Here is a 15,557-nt window from a genome sequence, read left to right on the forward strand (position 1 = left end):
CGATCCTTTCCTAGCTTTCCGAGGAGGCGATGCCGATGGCCGTCAGCCGCGCCGCCAGGGCAAGGCGGAAGCGCGTCTCCGAATCCTCGAGGTCGAGGCCGAAGAGCTCCTCCAGGCGGCGTAGCCGGTAGCGCAGGGTGGAGACATGGATGCCGAGCCGCGCGGCCGTGGCCTGGTACCGACAGGCCTCGTCGATGAAGGCGGTGGCGGTGCGGAGCAGGTCGCCGCCATGCTCGGCCTCGTGCCGCCGGATCGGGCCGAGCGTGCCCTCCACGAAGGCGCGGACCAGCGCGCCATCGAAGGCCGAGAGCAGCAGGGCCGAGGGGCCGAAATCGCCCTGCCGCACCAGCCCGTCCCGCCCGAACATGCGGGCCAGGTCCAGCACGCGGCCGCACTCGGCCCAGGCCTGGCCGTAATGGCCGGGCAGGGTGCAGAGGGGACCGCAGGCGACCACCGGCCGGATGCCCCAGCGGGCGCGCACCGGGGCCACCAGCAGCCGGTCCAGCGCCGCGTCGGGCGCCGGGCCATCGGGCTCCGGCAGGAGCACGGCCACCACCCCCTCCTGCTCGATGGCCAGCGCGCCCGGCATGGCACGGCCGAGGCTGCCGGCCAGCAGGCGCCGCAGTTCCGCGGGCCCGCCCCCGGGCCGGGGCAGCGCCACGGAGAGCAGCCGCATACCCCGGGCGAGGTTCAGCCCCAGCCGGGCCGCCCGCGCTTGCGTCCGCGCCGGCTCCGCGGCGCCGGCGCGAAAGAGCTGCCCCAGGAACTCGGAGAGGTCCCGCGCCTCCCGCTTCGCCTCGGCATGGTGGCGCATCACCTGGGCGCCGAGCGCGAAGCGGACCTCCTGCACCGCGACGCGGTCCAGGCTGTCCATGGCCGCCTGCCGCGGGAAGATCAGGAGAAGACCTGCCGTCTCGTGCTCCACCCGCAGCGGCTCGGCGATGACCGGCAGCTTCTGGGGCAGGCCGAAGGCGGAGAGGTCCAGCAGGACGACCTCTCCCGGCACCGCCCCTTCCGCCAGGCCGGCGAGCGCCGGACCGGCGGTTCCCTGGACCAGTTCCCGCCAGCCGCGCTCGTCCAGCGTCTCGGGGAACGGGGAGCCGCGGGCGATGGCCTCGCCGGTGACGAAGTCCAGGATCAGCATGGGGTGCGGCAGCACAGCGCCCGCCATGCCGGCCACCGCCGAGAGCGCCGCCCCGTCCAGCACCAGCTCCATCAGCCCCGCGCCGGCCTCCAGCACCCGCCGCAGCCGCTCGTTCTGCCGCTGCTCGCGCTGGAGGTGCTTCACCCTCTCGACGGCGAGCGCGACCAGGTGCGCGACGGTGGTGAGAAAATCCAGCTCCTCTCCTGCCACCTCGATCCGCTCCCGGGTATGGAGGGAGAGGACCATCTCGTGCTCCTCGGCATTGGTGCAGCCGAGCGGCAGCAGGGCGACGGTGCGGTAGCCCCGCGCGCGGGCATCTTCCTGATAGCCCGGGAAATCCTGGGAGCGCTGGGCGTCCTCGATCACCAGGGGGCGACGCGTCTCGGCGACGATCGTCACCGGGCTGGTGGCGAGCGCCCAGCGGCGTGGGCGATCGGGAGAGCGGCCGTCCGGGTCATAGCCCGTCACCAGTTCCGAGAAGCCGCTCTGCCGGTTCACGGCCATGATCCCGCCGCGCGGCCAGGGCTCGCCCCGGCACACCGCCAGGAGCACGCGGTCCAGGATGGTCTCGATGTCGCCGCCGGCGTTCACTGCGCTGGCGATGGCCCGCAACCGCGCCAGCCGAAGGCCGGCTTCCGTCTGCCGTGCCGTGACGGATCCTGGACCGTCGGTGCTGGCAGCGGGGGATGCGGCGCTGGGCATCGCGGCAGAATAGCCGTCCTTCGGCCCTGGCCTAGTACGTCCTTATCCCGCCTGCCCGGTTCTCACCCGGAGAAGACCATCGGCAGCAGCGAGGCGACCAGCAGCACCGCCATCGTCACGTTGAAGGCGCGGAGCGTGCCGGGGTGGCGCAGCAGGCGGCGGATCGCGGCGCCGAGACCCGCCCATACCAGCAGGCAGGGCAGGCAGACGATCGCGAAGACCACCGCGATGCGCGACACCTCGGCCAGCAGGTCGCCGCCCGGCGTGGTGAAGGCCGGGACGGCGGCGACCGCGATCATCCAGGCCTTGGGGTTCACCCATTGGAAGAGACCCGCCGCGACGACGCCCATCGGCGGGCGCCGCCTGCCCTCCTCCGGCCCGCCGGCGCGCGCGATGCCGATCGCGAGCCAGATCAGCCAGGCGGTGCCGACCCAGTGCAACACCTCATGCAGAGCCGGGCTCGCCGCGAAGGGCCCGGCGAGGCCGAGGCCCACCAGCAGCAGCATCAGGGAGAAGCCCAAGGTGACGCCGATCATGTGCGGCCAGGTCGCGCGCAGCCCGTGATTGGCGGCCGAGGCCGCGACCATCAGGACGTTCGGCCCCGGCGTGACCGAGGTCGCGATGGCGAAGCCGAAGAGCGGCAGCAGGGTTTCCTCCATGCCCTCGATCTTATGTCAGCATTGCTGACCTTATCACGCGCTCTTCGCAGCCCTGCCCCGCGCTTGTGGCAGGATGGCACCGGGCATCGGCATGCCGCCGGCCAGCGAAGGAGAACATCATGGACCGCTACACCAAGGGCGTACTGACCGTCATCGCGGGCGCGCTCTGCGTGCTGGCCGCGCAGAACGCGATCAGCCCGGCGCAATCCCAGGCCGGGCTGCAGCGCGTGGTGATCTGCGACGTGCGCGGCCAGACCTGCGCCAATGTCGTCGCCGACGCCCCCGGCGTGCGGAGCAGCGGCGGCACGCTCGCGGTCCGCGCCGCCGATCCGCTCATCCGCTGATCCCAGCGGTCCGTGAATGCAGGCGCGTCAGCCCGGCCGCACCAGCGGGCAGGCGCTCTGCGCCAGCGGGCGATAGGCCTCCGCCGCCGGGATGGTGGCGCGCAGCTTGTAGTAGTCCCAGGGGCGGGCCGATTCCTCGGGCCGCTTCACCTCATAGACGTACATGTCGTGGACCATGCGACCGTCGGCGCGGATGCGGCCGCCGGCCGCGAAGAAATCCGCGATCGGCGTGTCGCGCATCTTCGCCATGACCGCCGCCGCGTCCAAGGTGCCCGCCGCCTGCACGGCGCGAAGGTAGTGCATGGTGGAGGAGTAGTCGCCCGCATCGCCCATATGCGGCATGCGGTTGCGGACGGCGAAGAAGCGCTGCGCCCAGGCCCGGGTCGCGTCGTCCCGATCCCAGTAGAAGCCATTGGTCAGCACCATGCCCTGCGCCACCTGCAGCCCGAGCGCATGCACGTCCGGCAGCCAGGTGAGCAGCCCGACCACGGTCTGCCGGCGGCGCAGGCCGAACTCATGCGCCGCCTTCACCGCGTTGATGAAGACGGTGCCCGATCCGGCGATCGCCACCACCTCCGCACCTGATCCCTGCGCGCGGAGCAGGAAGGAGGAGAGGTCGGCGCTCTCCACCGGGTAGCGCACGGTGCCGGCGACGCGTCCGCCGGCGGCACGCACCACATCGGTGGTGTCGGATTCCAGCGCATGGCCGAAGGCATAGTCGGCGGTCAGGAAGAACCAGCTCGTCTTGCCCTCGCGCAGCAGCGCATTGGCGGTGCCGCGCGCCAGCGCCACGGTGTCATAGGCATAATGGATGCTGTTCGGCGTGCAGCCCTCATTGGTGATGCGAGAGCTGCCGGAGCCGTTGACGATGGCGATGCGGTTGCGTTCGCGCGCCACCCCCGCGACCGCCAGCGCGACCGCGGAGTTGATCAGGTTCCCGATCAGGTGGACGCCGCCGCGATCGTACCACTCGCGGGCGCGGGCGACGGCGACATCGGGGCGGTTCTGGTGATCCGCCACCACCACCTCGATCGGCCGCCCGAGCAACTGCCCGCCGCAATCCTGCACCGCCATCCGCATCGCGGCCACGGCGCCCTCCCCCGACTGGTCGGCGAACTGCCCGGACATGTCGGTCAGGACACCGATCCGGATCGGGCCGCTGTCCTGGGCCAAGGCGGGGCGCGCCAAGGCGCCCGCGGCGATCCCGAGGCCGGCGGCGGTGAACTCTCTCCTGCGCATGCAAGCTCTCCCTGGACGTTCGTTCGGCCGTTCGGCCGTGGCGTTGCACAGAAGCTTGCATAAATGGACTTATGGAATCAATGCCTGGATAAGCGACATGTCGCTGCCATACGTGGCGGTGCGACAGCCCTGGCGCGCGGCGGCCGTGCCGGCCGTCACACGCCTTGCGGGCCGGCGAATGCCCCAGCAGCGCGGAGACCGGCTCCGGCGTTCTTGACATCAACGATAATGGTTCAATAATGCAAGTTACTGGGACAGGGAGGCGCCCGTGTCGAAGCGGACGGCGCAGGATGGCAAGGCCGAAGTGTCGCGCGCCGTGACGGCGCAGCGCGCTCCGCGCCCGGTTTCGCCGGCATGAAGCCCGCCCCCTTCGACTACCTGCGGGCCGAAAGCGTCGCGCATGCCGTGCAGTCGCTGGCCGATGCAGGCGGCGACGGCAAGGTCATCGCCGGCGGGCAGAGCCTGATGCCGATGATGAATTTCCGGCTGGTGAAGCCATCCCTGCTGGTCGACATCAACCACATCCCGGACCTCGCCGGCATCCGGCAGCAGGGCGGCCGGCTCGGCATCGGTGCGCTCGTCCGCCACCGGACCACCGCGGCGGATCCGGTGATCGCCCGGCATGTCCCGGTCCTGCATGCGGCGATGCGGCATGTCGCGCACCTGACCGTCCGCAATCGCGGCACCTTCTGCGGCAGTGTCTGCCACGCCGATCCCGCGGCGGAGATGCCGATGATCGCGCTGCTGCTGGACGGCACCGTCCAGACCGCGACGCCACGCGGCGGGCGCCGGCTGCCGGCGCGGGACTTCTTCCTCGGCCCGCTGATGACCGCGCTGGAGCCCGACGAGCTGGTGACGGAGATCGAGATGGACACGCTCCCCGCCGATACCGGCTGGGGCTTCGAGGAATTCGCGCGCCGCCATGGCGACTACGCGCTGGCCGCGGTCGCCGTGACGGTGGACCGGCAGGATGGGCGGGCCGCCGGCCCACGCATCGCCGTCATGGGCGTCGGCGACCGGCCGATGCGCATGCCCGAGGCGGAAGCCGCGCTGGACGGCAGCGACATGGGCGAGGCTGCGATCGACGCCGCGGTCGAGGCGCTCCGCGCCACCATCGCGCCCAATGCCGACCTCCATGCTTCGGCCGATTATCGCCGCCACCTCGCCGGCGTGCTCGCCGGGCGGGCGCTGCGCGGCGCCTGGACGCGCGCCCGGGAAAGGCTGGCGGCATGACCGGGCGCGCGGACATCACCCTCTCCGTCAACGGCCAGTCCTACACACGCCGCGTCGATCCGCGGCTGCTGCTCAGCGACTTCCTGCGCCACGAATTGGGGCTGACCGGCACCCATGTCGGCTGCGAGCATGGTGTCTGCGGCGCTTGCACCATCCTCCTCGACGGGCGGAGCGCGCGGTCCTGCCTGATGCTCGCGGTGCAGGCCCATGGCGCGGAGGTCGAGACCATCGAGGGGCAGGGCACGGTCGCGGCGCTCGGCCCGATACAGCAGGCCTTCCGCGAGCATCATGCGCTGCAATGCGGCTTCTGCACGCCGGGCTTCGTCATGACCATCCTCGACATGCTGCGCCATCACGACCTCGGCGACGACGCCGCGATCCGGGAGGCGTTGTCGGGCAACATCTGCCGCTGCACGGGCTACGAGCACATCGTCAACGCGGTGCGGGCGCTGGTCCGGGAACGGGGGAAGCCGGCATGAGGATGCACATCCTCTCCGGCGGCCGGCTGCGCATGCGCCGATCGATCTACCATCCCGGCGCGCCCCGGGAGGAGATGATCGAGCTGCCCGTCTCCTGCGCGCTGCTGCGGCATCCGCAGGGCAATGTGCTGTTCGATACCGGCTGCAGCCCGGATGCGGCGACCGACGCGGAAGCGCGCTGGGGCGGGGTCGCCCGTGCCATGACGCCGATCTTCCAGCCGGAGCAGAGCGTCCTGCACCAGCTCCCCCGACTCGGCCTGGCGCCCGATGACATCGACCTCGTCATCTGCTCCCACCTGCATCCCGACCATTGCGGCTGCAACGAGCATTTCCGCCGCGCCACCCTGACCTGCCACGCCGCGGAGCTGGCGGCGACGAAGGCCGAAGGCGCCGTCGGCCAGGGCTTCCTGCCGCGCGAATGGGACCAGCCGCAGGGCTACACCACCTTCGACGGGCAGCACGACGTCTTCGGCGACGGCCGCATCGTGCTGATCCCGATGCCCGGCCATACGCCGGGGACGACGGCGGCGCTGGTCGCGCTGGAGAAGGCGGGCCGCTTCCTCCTCGCATCCGACGCGGCGCCGCTCGACGCCAATCTCACGGAAGGCCATGCGCCCCGGAATAGCTGGGATGCCGGCAAGGCGGCCGCGGCGCTGGCCGAGATCCGCCGCATCCGCGCGGGCGGCACGACGGTCATCCTCGGCCATGACGACGCGCAGTGGCGGAGCCTCCGCACCGGCGAGGCGTTCTACGAATGACCGGCGCGCCTGACGCGGTCGAGCTGCGGCCCAAGCTGGTCGGCCAGCGCGTGCGGCGCACCGAGGATCCGCGCCTGCTGGCCGGCGCCGGCCGCTATGTGGACGACCTCACCCCGCCCGGCGCGCTGCATGTCGCGATCCGGCGCAGTGACCAGCCGCATGCGCGCATCCGCGGCATCGGTGCCACCGAGGCCCTGGCGCTGCCCGGCGTCGTCGCGGTGTTCGACGCCAGGGATCTGGAGGGCATGATCCGCCCGGCCATCCCGGCCTCCCGCATGGCGGGATACCACGCGACGCCGATCTGGCCGCTGGCGCGCGGCACGGTGCGCTATGTCGGCGAGCCCGTGGTCGCCGTGCTCGCCGAGAGCCGTTATGTCGCCGAGGACGCGCTCGAGCTCGTCGCCATCGACTACGAGCCGCTGCCCTTCGCGATCCGCGCGGCGGATGCGGCGGCGGACGGCGCGCCCCTGCTGCACGAGGATGCCGGCACCAACGTCATCATCGCCCGCGAATTCGCCCGCGGCGATGTCGACGCGGTCTTCCGCGACGCGCCGGTCATCGTGGGCGGCCGCTTCCGGATGACCCGCAAGACCGCGGTCGCGATGGAAAACCGCAGCTACCTCGCGGCATGGGATCGGGGCCGCGCCGCCCTGACCTTGCATTCCTCCACCAACATCCCCGGCATCATCCGCGACGTGCTCGCGGGCTGCCTCGAGCTGCCCGGCAACCGGCTGCGCGTGGTCGCGCCCGATGTCGGCGGCAGCTTCGGGGGCAAGGGTTCGCTCTATCAGGAGGAGATGCTGGTCGCGGCGCTGGCGCGCCGGCTCGAGCGGCCGGTGAAGTTCACCAGCGACCGGCTGGAGGACCTCTCGGCCACCAGCCAGGCCTTCGACGAGGTGATCGAGGCCGAGCTCGCGCTCGATGCGGAGGGGATGCTGCTCGGGCTCCGCGCCGAGGTGACCGGCGATATCGGCGCCTATTCGATCTACCCCTGGACCGGTGCACTGGAGCCCGTGCAGGTCGCAAGCTTCCTGCCCGGCCCCTACCGCCTCGCGCATTACCGCGGCCGCGTCCGCGGCGTGCTCACCCCGAAGCCGCCGACCGGCCCCTATCGCGGCGTCGGGCGGCCATCATCGACCTTCGCGATGGAGCGGCTGATCGACATGGCCGCGCGGAAGCTCGGCATGGATCCGATGGAGATCCGGCGCCGCAACCTGGTGACCGCCCCCGAATTCCCCTACCGCACCGCCTCTGGCATCGTCTGGGACCGCTCGGCCTTCCAGGAATGCCTGGCTGCCGCCTGCGATCACGCTGACTACCCCGCGCTGCTGCGCGCCCGCGACGCGGCGCGCGCGGCCGGGCGCTGGGTCGGCATCGGGCTCGCGAGCTATGCCGAGCTGACCGGCATCGGCTCCCGCATCTCCGTGGCGCCGGGCATGCCGATCAACACCGGCACGGAGACCGCCGCTATCCGCATCGACGCCACCGGCGCGGTCACCGCCGCCTTTGGCATCGCCTCGCACGGCCAAGGGCTGGAGACGACGCTGGCGCAGGTCATCGCCGATGAGCTCGGCTGCCGGATGGAGGATGTCGAGGTCCAGCACGGCGACAGCGCCCTGCTGCCGGCAAGCAGCGGCACCTATGCCAGCCGCTCGGCGGTGCTGGCCGGTGGCGCCGCGACCCTGTCCGCGCGCGTGGTGAAGGCCAAGCTGCTGCGGGCGGCCGCCCATCTGATGGACGTGCCAGCCGAGGCGCTGGAGGCCTCGGGCGGGATCATCCGCGCCCGCTCCTCCAACACCTCGATGAGTTTCCAGGAGGTCGCGCAGGCGGTCTATGCCGGGATGGGCCGCATCCCGCGCGAGCAGCGGGAAGAGCTCACGGCGTCCGAGACCTACGATCCCTATCTCGGCACCGCTGGCTCGGCCACGCATCTCGCCATGGTGGAGATCGACCCCGGGACCTATGGCGTCACCGTCACCCGCTACGTCGTCGCCGAGGATTGCGGGCGGATCATCAATCCGCTGATCGTCGACGGCCAGGTGCAGGGCGGCGTCGCGCAGGGCATCGGCGCCGCACTGCTCGAGGAAGTCGTGCATGATGATGACGGCCAGTGCGTGACCGCCAGCCTCGCCGACTATCTCGTGCCGATCGCGACCGGCATGCCCGAGATCGGCATCGTCCATGTCGAGGCTGTCCTGCCGGCAACGCTCGGCGGCTTTCGCGGCATGGGCGAGGGCGGCACCATCGGTGCCCCGGCCGCCATCGCCAATGCCGTTGCCGACGCCCTTTCGCCCCTCGGCATCGAGGTCGACACCCTGCCCGTCACGCCCGACCGCATCTTCCGGATGGTCGAGGCCGCGCGGTTGCGGAATCCCGGACAAAGGACAGGCGCATGAATCTCTCCCTCGACGGCAAGGTCGCCCTCGTCACCGGCGCCGCGCGCGATGTCGGGCGCGACATCGCGCTGACGCTCGCGGCCCAGGGCGCCGCGGTCGCGATCAACTACCAGTCGAGCGCGGCCGCGGCCGAGGCACTGGTCGCGGAGATCGTGGCGGCCGGTGGCAAGGCCAGGGCCTGGCGAGCCGACATCGCCGACCTCACGGAGACCGGCGCGATGGTCGACGAGGTGGCCGCGGCCTTCGGCGGCATCGACATCGTCGTCAACAATGCCGGCGTCGCGGAGCGCGTCCGTTTCCTCGACACCACGCCCGAGCAGTGGAAGCGGCATATCGACATCGGGTTGCTCGGCACCGTCAACACCTCCAAGGCGGCGCTGCCGCGGATGATCGCGGCCGGCCGCGGCGGGCGGATCATCTCGATCGGCGGCGACAGCTCCCGCGTGGGCGAGGCGAATCTGTCGATGGCGGCAGCGGCGCGGGCGGGGACCATCGCGTTGATCAAGTCGCTCGCCCGCGAATTTGGCCGCCACGACATCACCTGCAATGCGGTGACGCTCGGCATGATCCAATCGGCGCATTCCGATCCGGCCTGGCTGGCGGAGAACCTGCCCAAGATGGTGAAGAACTACCCGCTGAAGCGGATCGGGCAGCCCGGCGACGTGGCCCCGATGATCGCCTTCCTCGCCTCTGCCGAAGCGGCCTGGATCACCGGGCAGACCATCAGCGTCAATGGCGGCTTCGCGATGCTCTGAGGGCGAGGGTGTGAGGAGGACAGGATGATCAGGACCGATCTCATCGCGCCGATCGGGGAGCTCCTCGGCCGCCAGGCGGCGCGGCGGCCGGAGGCGCTAGCCTTCCGCGACAGGACGCGTGAGGTGCATTACGGCGCCCTCGCCTCCCGGACCGCTGCTATCGCGGCCTATCTGCAGCAGACCGGCATCGAGGCCGGGCAGCGGGTGGCGATCCACCTGCCCAATTCCGTGGACTGGGTGGAGGCCTGCGTCGCGATCCTGCGCGCCGGCGCGATCGCGGTGCCGATCAGCTTCGACGCGACGGACGACGAGATCGCCTATCGCCTGGCCGATGCGCAATGCGTCGCGGTCTTCACGCGCCCCGACCGCGTCCCGGCGCTGCGCGCACTCTGCGACGCCCATGCCATCGACCCGCGGCCGATCCCCTATCAGGACGGCGACGGCGCGCCCTTCGCTTCCGGTGCCGCCATGCCGCCGTCCCAGCCGCGCGACCCGGACGGGATCGAGCAGCCGGGCTTCATCGTCTACACCTCCGGCACCACCGGGCGCGCCAAGGGCGTGGTGCTGTCGCTCGAGGGCATGCTCTGGGTGACCGCTTCCTGCTGGGTGCCGGTCGCCGGGTTGCGCGAAGGCGACCACATCCTGAATTCGCTGCCGCTCTACCACAGCTATGCGCTCAACCTCGCGGTCGTCAGCGTCATCGCGACCGGCGCCTCCGAATACATCATGGAGAGTTTCTCCACCTCCCGCATGGCGGCGCTGCTCGCGGAGGAGCCGGTCACCATGCTGCCCGGCGTGCCCACCGTCTTCCACTACATGCTGGAAAAGGCGAAGGCGGAGGGCCGCCGCAGCCTCGGCAAGGTCCGGATCTGCCTGTCGGCCGGGGCGGTGCTGCCGGGTACCCTCAACCGGAATTTCGAGGACTGGTTCGGCGTGACCTTGCTCGATGGCTACGGCATCACCGAGACCTCGACGATGGTCACCATCAATGCGCCGGAGGGCGGCCGCTTCCCGGGATCCTGCGGCCTGCCGCTGCACGGGCTGCTCGCCCGCATCGTCGATGCGGAGGGGCGCGACCTCGACCCCGGCGCCGAAGGCGAGCTGATCGTCCGCGGGCCGAACGTCATGCTCGGCTATCACGGCAAGCCCGAGGAGACAGCGCGCGCCCTGCAGGGCGGCTGGTATCATACGGGCGACCTCGCGCGACGCGACCGCTTCGGCTTCCTCACCATCACCGGGCGCCTGAAGGAGGTCATCATCCGCGGCGGCCAGAACGTCGCGCCGGCGGAGGTGGAGGAAGCGATCTTCCAGCACGCCGCCATCCTCGACTGCGCGGTGGTCGGCCTGCCGCATGAGGCCCTGGGCGAGGTGCCGGTCGCCTTCGTCGTGCCGCGGCCTGGGCAGGAAATCGACGCGGCGGCGATCATCGCGCATTGCCGGACGCGGCTCTCCGCCTACAAGGCGCCGCACGCGGTCGAGGTCGTGGCCGAGATCCCGCGCACCGGGTCGGGCAAGGTGCAGCGCTTCAAGTTGAAGGAGGCGGCCCGCGCGGTCTAAGAGGTCCTATGGCGCGTAGCTCTCCCCTGCGGCTTGCCTCCGCCGCAGCGCGGCCATCCCCCGGGGCCGCCGCGCGCCCGATGGTGCGCAACTGCTCGGTCGACCGCACCTTGACGATCCTGTCCGATGCCTGGGCCTTCCTGGTGCTCCGCGAGGTCTATCTCGGCGCGCGGCGCTTCGACCAGATCCAGGCGGTGCTGCACATGCCGCGCAGCACGCTCAGCGACCGCCTCGCCCGGCTGGCGGAGGCCGAGGTGATCCAACGCCGCCCGCTCTCCGACACCGCGGCGCGCTTCGAGTACCGCCTGACCGAGCGCGGCTCCGACCTCTATCTCGTCATGCTGGCGATGCTGCGCTTCGGCGATGACTGGCTGGCCGGCGGCAAGCCGCCGCCGCTCCGGTTGATCCATGCGACCTGCGGGCATGAATGCCATCCGGAGACGCTCTGCTCCGCCTGCCGCGAGCCGATCACCGCGCGGACGGTCGCCTTCCGCGACGGGCCGGGCGCCGGATCCTCCCCCGCACCCGACATGCCGCAGCGCCGCCGCAGCGCCGGCGTCGCAACCTTCGAGCGGGGGCGCCCCTCCTCCGTCTCGCGCACCCTCGGCATCCTCGCCGATCGCTGGACCTTCCTGGTGCTGCGCGAGTTGTTCTTCGGCGTCCGACGCTTCGACGCCTTCCAGGAGCGGCTCGGCATCGCACCCAATATCCTGGCCGACCGGCTCAACCGTCTGGTCGAGCAGAAGATCCTGCAGCGGGTGAAATACCAGGACCTGCCGGAGCGGCACGAGTACAAGCTCACCGCGATGGGGCGCGACCTCTATCTGCCGCTGATCCAGATGCTGCGCTGGGGCGACCAGTGGCTGGGCTTCGAAAAGCCGTTGATCCTGCGCCACTTCACCTGCGGCCGGGATTTCGCGCCGATCATCGCCTGCGACCATTGCCGCCAGCCGCTCAACCCGCGCGACATGCGCTACCGGCTCACCTACAAACCGCTGCGCGCCGACCATCCGCCGGCGCTGCTCCCCCCCGAGGACGCGCCGGCGGAGGATCCCGCCGGCTGATCCCGCGCGGGCTCTCATACCAACGGACCGGTCGCTTGACCGGTCCGAGGCCGCGAATGCGGCCCGCCGGTAGTCCGGCGAAGCCAAGGGCGGCGGATGCCGTCCGCCCGGCGTCTGAGGGGGCCTTGATCGTCAACGATCAAGGCCGCTTGCATCAGCTCTTGTGGCGGGTGATCAGGCGGCCGGGCTTCTCGCCGGTCGCGCCCGTGCCCTGGGCGAAGGTCGCGACGCCATTGGCCCAGACCTGCTCGATGCCGAGGGCTGGGAGCTTCGGCTCCTCGAAGGTCGCGGCGTCGATGACCGTGTGCGGGTCGAACAGCACGAGGTCGGCGAAGGCGCCTTCGCGGATCTCGCCGCGATCGACCATGCCGAACAGCTTGGCGGTGCGGCCGGTCATCTTGTGCACCGCCGTCTCCATCGAGAACAGGCCGAGCTGGCGCGCATAGAAGCCGAGCACGCGCGGGAAGGTGCCCCAGAGCCGCGGATGCGGATGCGCGTCGTGCGGGATGCCATCCGAGCCGATGACCGAGAGCGGATGCGCCATGATCCGGCGCACATCCTCCTCATCCATCTGGAAGGTGATGGCACCGGCCGGCAGCAGCTTCTCGGCCGCCGCCTTGCGGTCCATGTTCCAGCCGCGCGCGACCTCGCCGAGGTCCCTGCCCGCCATCTCCGGATGCGGCACCGACCAGGTGACGATGACGCGGACGTCGTCGCGGAGACGGTCGGGCATCAGCACCGTCGATCCCGCCGGATAGGGATACATGTCGTAGGCCACGTCCTGCATCGCGGCGGCGGCCTGCAGCAGCGCGAGCGTCTGGGTGCTGCGGCCGTAATTCTCCGGCATCGAGCATTTGTGGTGGCTGATCCAGACCTGCACGCCGGCGCGCTTGCCGATCTTCAGCGTCTCCTCGATCGAGGCCAGCACCTGGTCGGCCTCGTCGCGCATATGGGTGCAGTAGAGGCCCTGGGTCGGGCGCAGCGCCTCCGCGACCGCAATCACCTCCTCAGTCGTCGCCGCCGCGTTCGGCGGGTAATAGAGCCCGGTCGAGAAGCCCGAGGCGCCTTCGGCGAGCGACTGCTTCACCCGCTGGTGCATGCGGTGGATCTCGCCATCCTTGGCCGGGCGGTAGACGTCGCCCTCCATCGCCTCCACCCGCAAGGTCTGGTGGCCGACCAGGGCGTAGGTGTTCACCTCCGCGCCCTTGGTCTTCAGCGCATGCGCGTAGTCGCCGAAGCTGTCGAAGTTCCACCAGGTCTCATCGCCGAGCAGGTCGAGCGGCGGGATCGGGCGCTTGGAGAGCCGCAGCGGCGAGAGGCTGACGCCGCAATTGCCGACCACGACGGTGGTGACGCCCTGGCTGATCTTGCAGAGCGTGCATTCCGGGCCGCAGAGCACGGCGCGGTCGTCATGGGTATGGGCGTCGATGAAGCCCGGCGCGATCGCCTTGCCGGTCGCGATCACTTCCCGGTCCGCGGAGGCGCCGCCGAGGTCGCCGACGCCGACGATCCGATCGCCGGTGACGCCGACATCGCCGATGAAGCGCGCGGCGCCGGTGCCGTCATAGATGGTGGCGTCGCGGATGATGAGGTCGCAGCGGAGGGCCATGGCGATCGCTTGTCCCGATGGTGGTGGCGCGCCCGGGGGTGTGGATGGGACGCACGGAGGAAGTGCCGATGATGGCGTGCCGCGTCCGTGAACGCTAGACCGGTTCCGGTCTAGCCCGTTGTTTTGGCGAGCATCTTCGCCCGTTCGGATGAGGCCATCCGAACGGGATCTGCTCCGGATGGCCTTGTCGAATTCCCCCCGGCATCGCAGCATCGGGGCAACGCGGCCGGAACAACCGGGCCGGCGAGGGAAGGAAGCGCATGATGATGCTCGACCGCCGCCAGCTCCTGGCGGGAGGTGCGGCGCTGGCTGCGGCTGCGCCGCTGCCGGCCCGCGCGCAGACGCGCGACACCACCATCCGCATCGGCGTGCTGGCCGATTTCACCGGCCCCTATCGCGACACCTCCGGCCCCACCTCCGTCGTCTGCGCGCGCCAGGCCGTCGAGGATCTCGGCCTCGCCGCGCGCGGCATCCAGGTCGAGGTGCTGCAGGCGGACCATCAGAACCGCCCCGACGCGGCGCTGGCACTGACCCGCCGCTGGTTCGACCAGGACGGCGTCGACATGGTCTGCGAGGTGAACAACTCCGCGATCGCACTCGCCGTCGCCAACCTGGCGCGGGAGAAGGACAAGGTGCAGCTCGCCTCCGGCGCCGGGACCTCCGCGCTGACCGGGGAGCAGTGCAGCAGCAACACCATCCAATGGACCTACGACACCTGGATGTTCGCGAATGTGGTCGGGCGCGCCACAGTGCGCGCCGGCGGCGACACCTGGTACTTCATCACCGCCGATTACGGCTTCGGCCATCAGATGGAGCGCGACACCGGCCGCTTCGTGCAGGCGGCCGGCGGGCGGGTGCTGAGCTCCGCCCGCTTCCCCTTCCCCGGCACCACCGATTTCTCCGCCTTCCTGCTGCAGGCGCAGGCGAGCCGGGCGAAGATCGTCGGCCTCGCGACGGCTGCCGCCGACACCGTGAACTGCATCAAGCAGGCGCGCGAATTCGGGCTGGCGCGGCGCGGGCAGAAGCTTGCCGGCCTCGTGATGTTCACGACCGACATCCACGCCATCGGCCTCGAGGCCGCGCAGGGGCTGTTGCTCTCCGAGGTCTTCTACTGGGACCTGAACGACCGCACCCGCGCCTTCATGGACCGCGTGCGATCGAAGACGCCGGCCAATTGGCCGAACCAGGAGCATGCCGGTACCTATTCCGCCGTCACCCACTACCTGAAGGCGGCCGCCGAACTCGGCGCCGCCGCGACGAAGCAGAGCGGCCGCGCGGTGATCGAGCGGATGAAGGCGATGCCGACCGATGATGACTGCTTCGGCCCCGGCGAGGTGCGCGCCGATGGGCGCAAGATCCACCCCGCCCATCTCTTCGAGGTGAAGGCGCCAAGCGAAAGCCGCGGCCCCTGGGACTACTACAAGCTCGCCGGAACGGTGCCGGCCGCGGAGGCCTTCCGCCCGATGGCGGAAGGCAATTGCCCGCTGATACGCCGATAACAGAAGAGCAGAGGAAACGACGATGACGATCGCTTTCGCCGGCCGCAGGGCCGCCCTTCTGGGCGGCGGCGCGCTGCTCGCTTCGACCGCGCTTCCCGCCGCCGCGCAGCCGCGGCCGC

13 protein-coding genes are annotated in these 15,557 nt (G+C 71.1%); 9 read left to right on the forward strand and 4 right to left on the reverse strand.

Features of this window, described 5'->3' with window-relative positions:
* Nucleotides 1-10: 10 nt before the first annotated feature.
* Nucleotides 11-1,846 (reverse strand): helix-turn-helix domain-containing protein, encoded by a 1,836-nt coding sequence (locus GXW71_RS30015; protein WP_211856403.1) that lies wholly within the window; start codon nucleotides 1,844-1,846, stop codon nucleotides 11-13.
* A gap of 62 nt (nucleotides 1,847-1,908) precedes the next feature.
* Nucleotides 1,909-2,505, reverse strand: coding sequence for a LysE family translocator (locus GXW71_RS30020; protein ID WP_211856404.1), 597 nt, complete (start codon nucleotides 2,503-2,505; stop codon nucleotides 1,909-1,911).
* Between the two features lie 119 nt (nucleotides 2,506-2,624).
* On the opposite strand from GXW71_RS30020, the gene GXW71_RS30025 reads away from it, so the two are divergent.
* The gene (locus GXW71_RS30025) at nucleotides 2,625-2,849 is read left to right on the forward strand and encodes a hypothetical protein (protein ID WP_211856405.1); all 225 of its coding nucleotides are present in this window, start codon (nucleotides 2,625-2,627) and stop codon (nucleotides 2,847-2,849) included.
* Nucleotides 2,850-2,876: 27 nt separating this feature from the next.
* On the opposite strand, the gene GXW71_RS30030 is transcribed toward GXW71_RS30025, so the two are convergent.
* Complete coding sequence (locus tag GXW71_RS30030) at nucleotides 2,877-4,088, reverse strand: ABC transporter substrate-binding protein (protein WP_211856406.1); 1,212 nt, start codon at nucleotides 4,086-4,088, stop codon at nucleotides 2,877-2,879.
* Nucleotides 4,089-4,442: 354 nt separating this feature from the next.
* On the opposite strand from GXW71_RS30030, the gene GXW71_RS30035 reads away from it, so the two are divergent.
* Genes GXW71_RS30035 through GXW71_RS30065 form a run of 7 tightly spaced genes read left to right on the forward strand, consistent with a single transcriptional unit; the run spans nucleotide 4,443 to nucleotide 12,330 of the window.
* On the forward strand, nucleotides 4,443-5,321 hold the full coding sequence (locus GXW71_RS30035; protein ID WP_211856407.1) for an FAD binding domain-containing protein: 879 nt from the start codon (nucleotides 4,443-4,445) through the stop codon (nucleotides 5,319-5,321).
* A complete protein-coding gene (locus GXW71_RS30040; RefSeq protein WP_211856408.1) occupies nucleotides 5,318-5,800 on the forward strand; it encodes a (2Fe-2S)-binding protein in 483 nt (160 codons plus the stop codon). Before GXW71_RS30035 ends, GXW71_RS30040 begins: the two co-directional genes overlap by 4 nt.
* A complete protein-coding gene (locus GXW71_RS30045; protein WP_211856409.1) occupies nucleotides 5,797-6,558 on the forward strand; it encodes an N-acyl homoserine lactonase family protein in 762 nt (253 codons plus the stop codon). Before GXW71_RS30040 ends, GXW71_RS30045 begins: the two co-directional genes overlap by 4 nt.
* Complete coding sequence (locus tag GXW71_RS30050) at nucleotides 6,555-8,954, forward strand: xanthine dehydrogenase family protein molybdopterin-binding subunit (RefSeq protein ID WP_211856410.1); 2,400 nt, start codon at nucleotides 6,555-6,557, stop codon at nucleotides 8,952-8,954. The genes GXW71_RS30045 and GXW71_RS30050 overlap by 4 nt, the downstream gene beginning before the upstream one ends.
* Complete coding sequence (locus GXW71_RS30055; protein ID WP_211856411.1) at nucleotides 8,951-9,709, forward strand: SDR family oxidoreductase; 759 nt, start codon at nucleotides 8,951-8,953, stop codon at nucleotides 9,707-9,709. The genes GXW71_RS30050 and GXW71_RS30055 overlap by 4 nt, the downstream gene beginning before the upstream one ends.
* A 24-nt stretch (nucleotides 9,710-9,733) precedes the next feature.
* Nucleotides 9,734-11,266, forward strand: coding sequence for a class I adenylate-forming enzyme family protein (locus tag GXW71_RS30060; protein ID WP_211856412.1), 1,533 nt, complete (start codon nucleotides 9,734-9,736; stop codon nucleotides 11,264-11,266).
* Nucleotides 11,267-11,274: 8 nt separating this feature from the next.
* Complete coding sequence (locus GXW71_RS30065; protein ID WP_211856413.1) at nucleotides 11,275-12,330, forward strand: winged helix-turn-helix transcriptional regulator; 1,056 nt, start codon at nucleotides 11,275-11,277, stop codon at nucleotides 12,328-12,330.
* A gap of 154 nt (nucleotides 12,331-12,484) precedes the next feature.
* Here GXW71_RS30065 and GXW71_RS30070 read toward each other — a convergent pair whose 3' ends face one another.
* Nucleotides 12,485-13,939 carry an N-acyl-D-amino-acid deacylase family protein gene (locus GXW71_RS30070; RefSeq protein WP_211856414.1) on the reverse strand — a complete coding sequence of 485 codons (1,455 nt, stop codon included), beginning with the start codon at nucleotides 13,937-13,939 and terminating at the stop codon, nucleotides 12,485-12,487.
* A 260-nt stretch (nucleotides 13,940-14,199) separates the two neighbouring features.
* On the opposite strand from GXW71_RS30070, the gene GXW71_RS30075 reads away from it, so the two are divergent.
* Nucleotides 14,200-15,438 (forward strand): ABC transporter substrate-binding protein, encoded by a 1,239-nt coding sequence (locus GXW71_RS30075; protein ID WP_367617398.1) that lies wholly within the window; start codon nucleotides 14,200-14,202, stop codon nucleotides 15,436-15,438.
* Nucleotides 15,439-15,557: the final 119 nt, after the last annotated feature.

It is taken from the genome of Plastoroseomonas hellenica (assembly GCF_018129085.1).
Lineage (GTDB): Bacteria > Pseudomonadota > Alphaproteobacteria > Acetobacterales > Acetobacteraceae > Plastoroseomonas > Plastoroseomonas hellenica.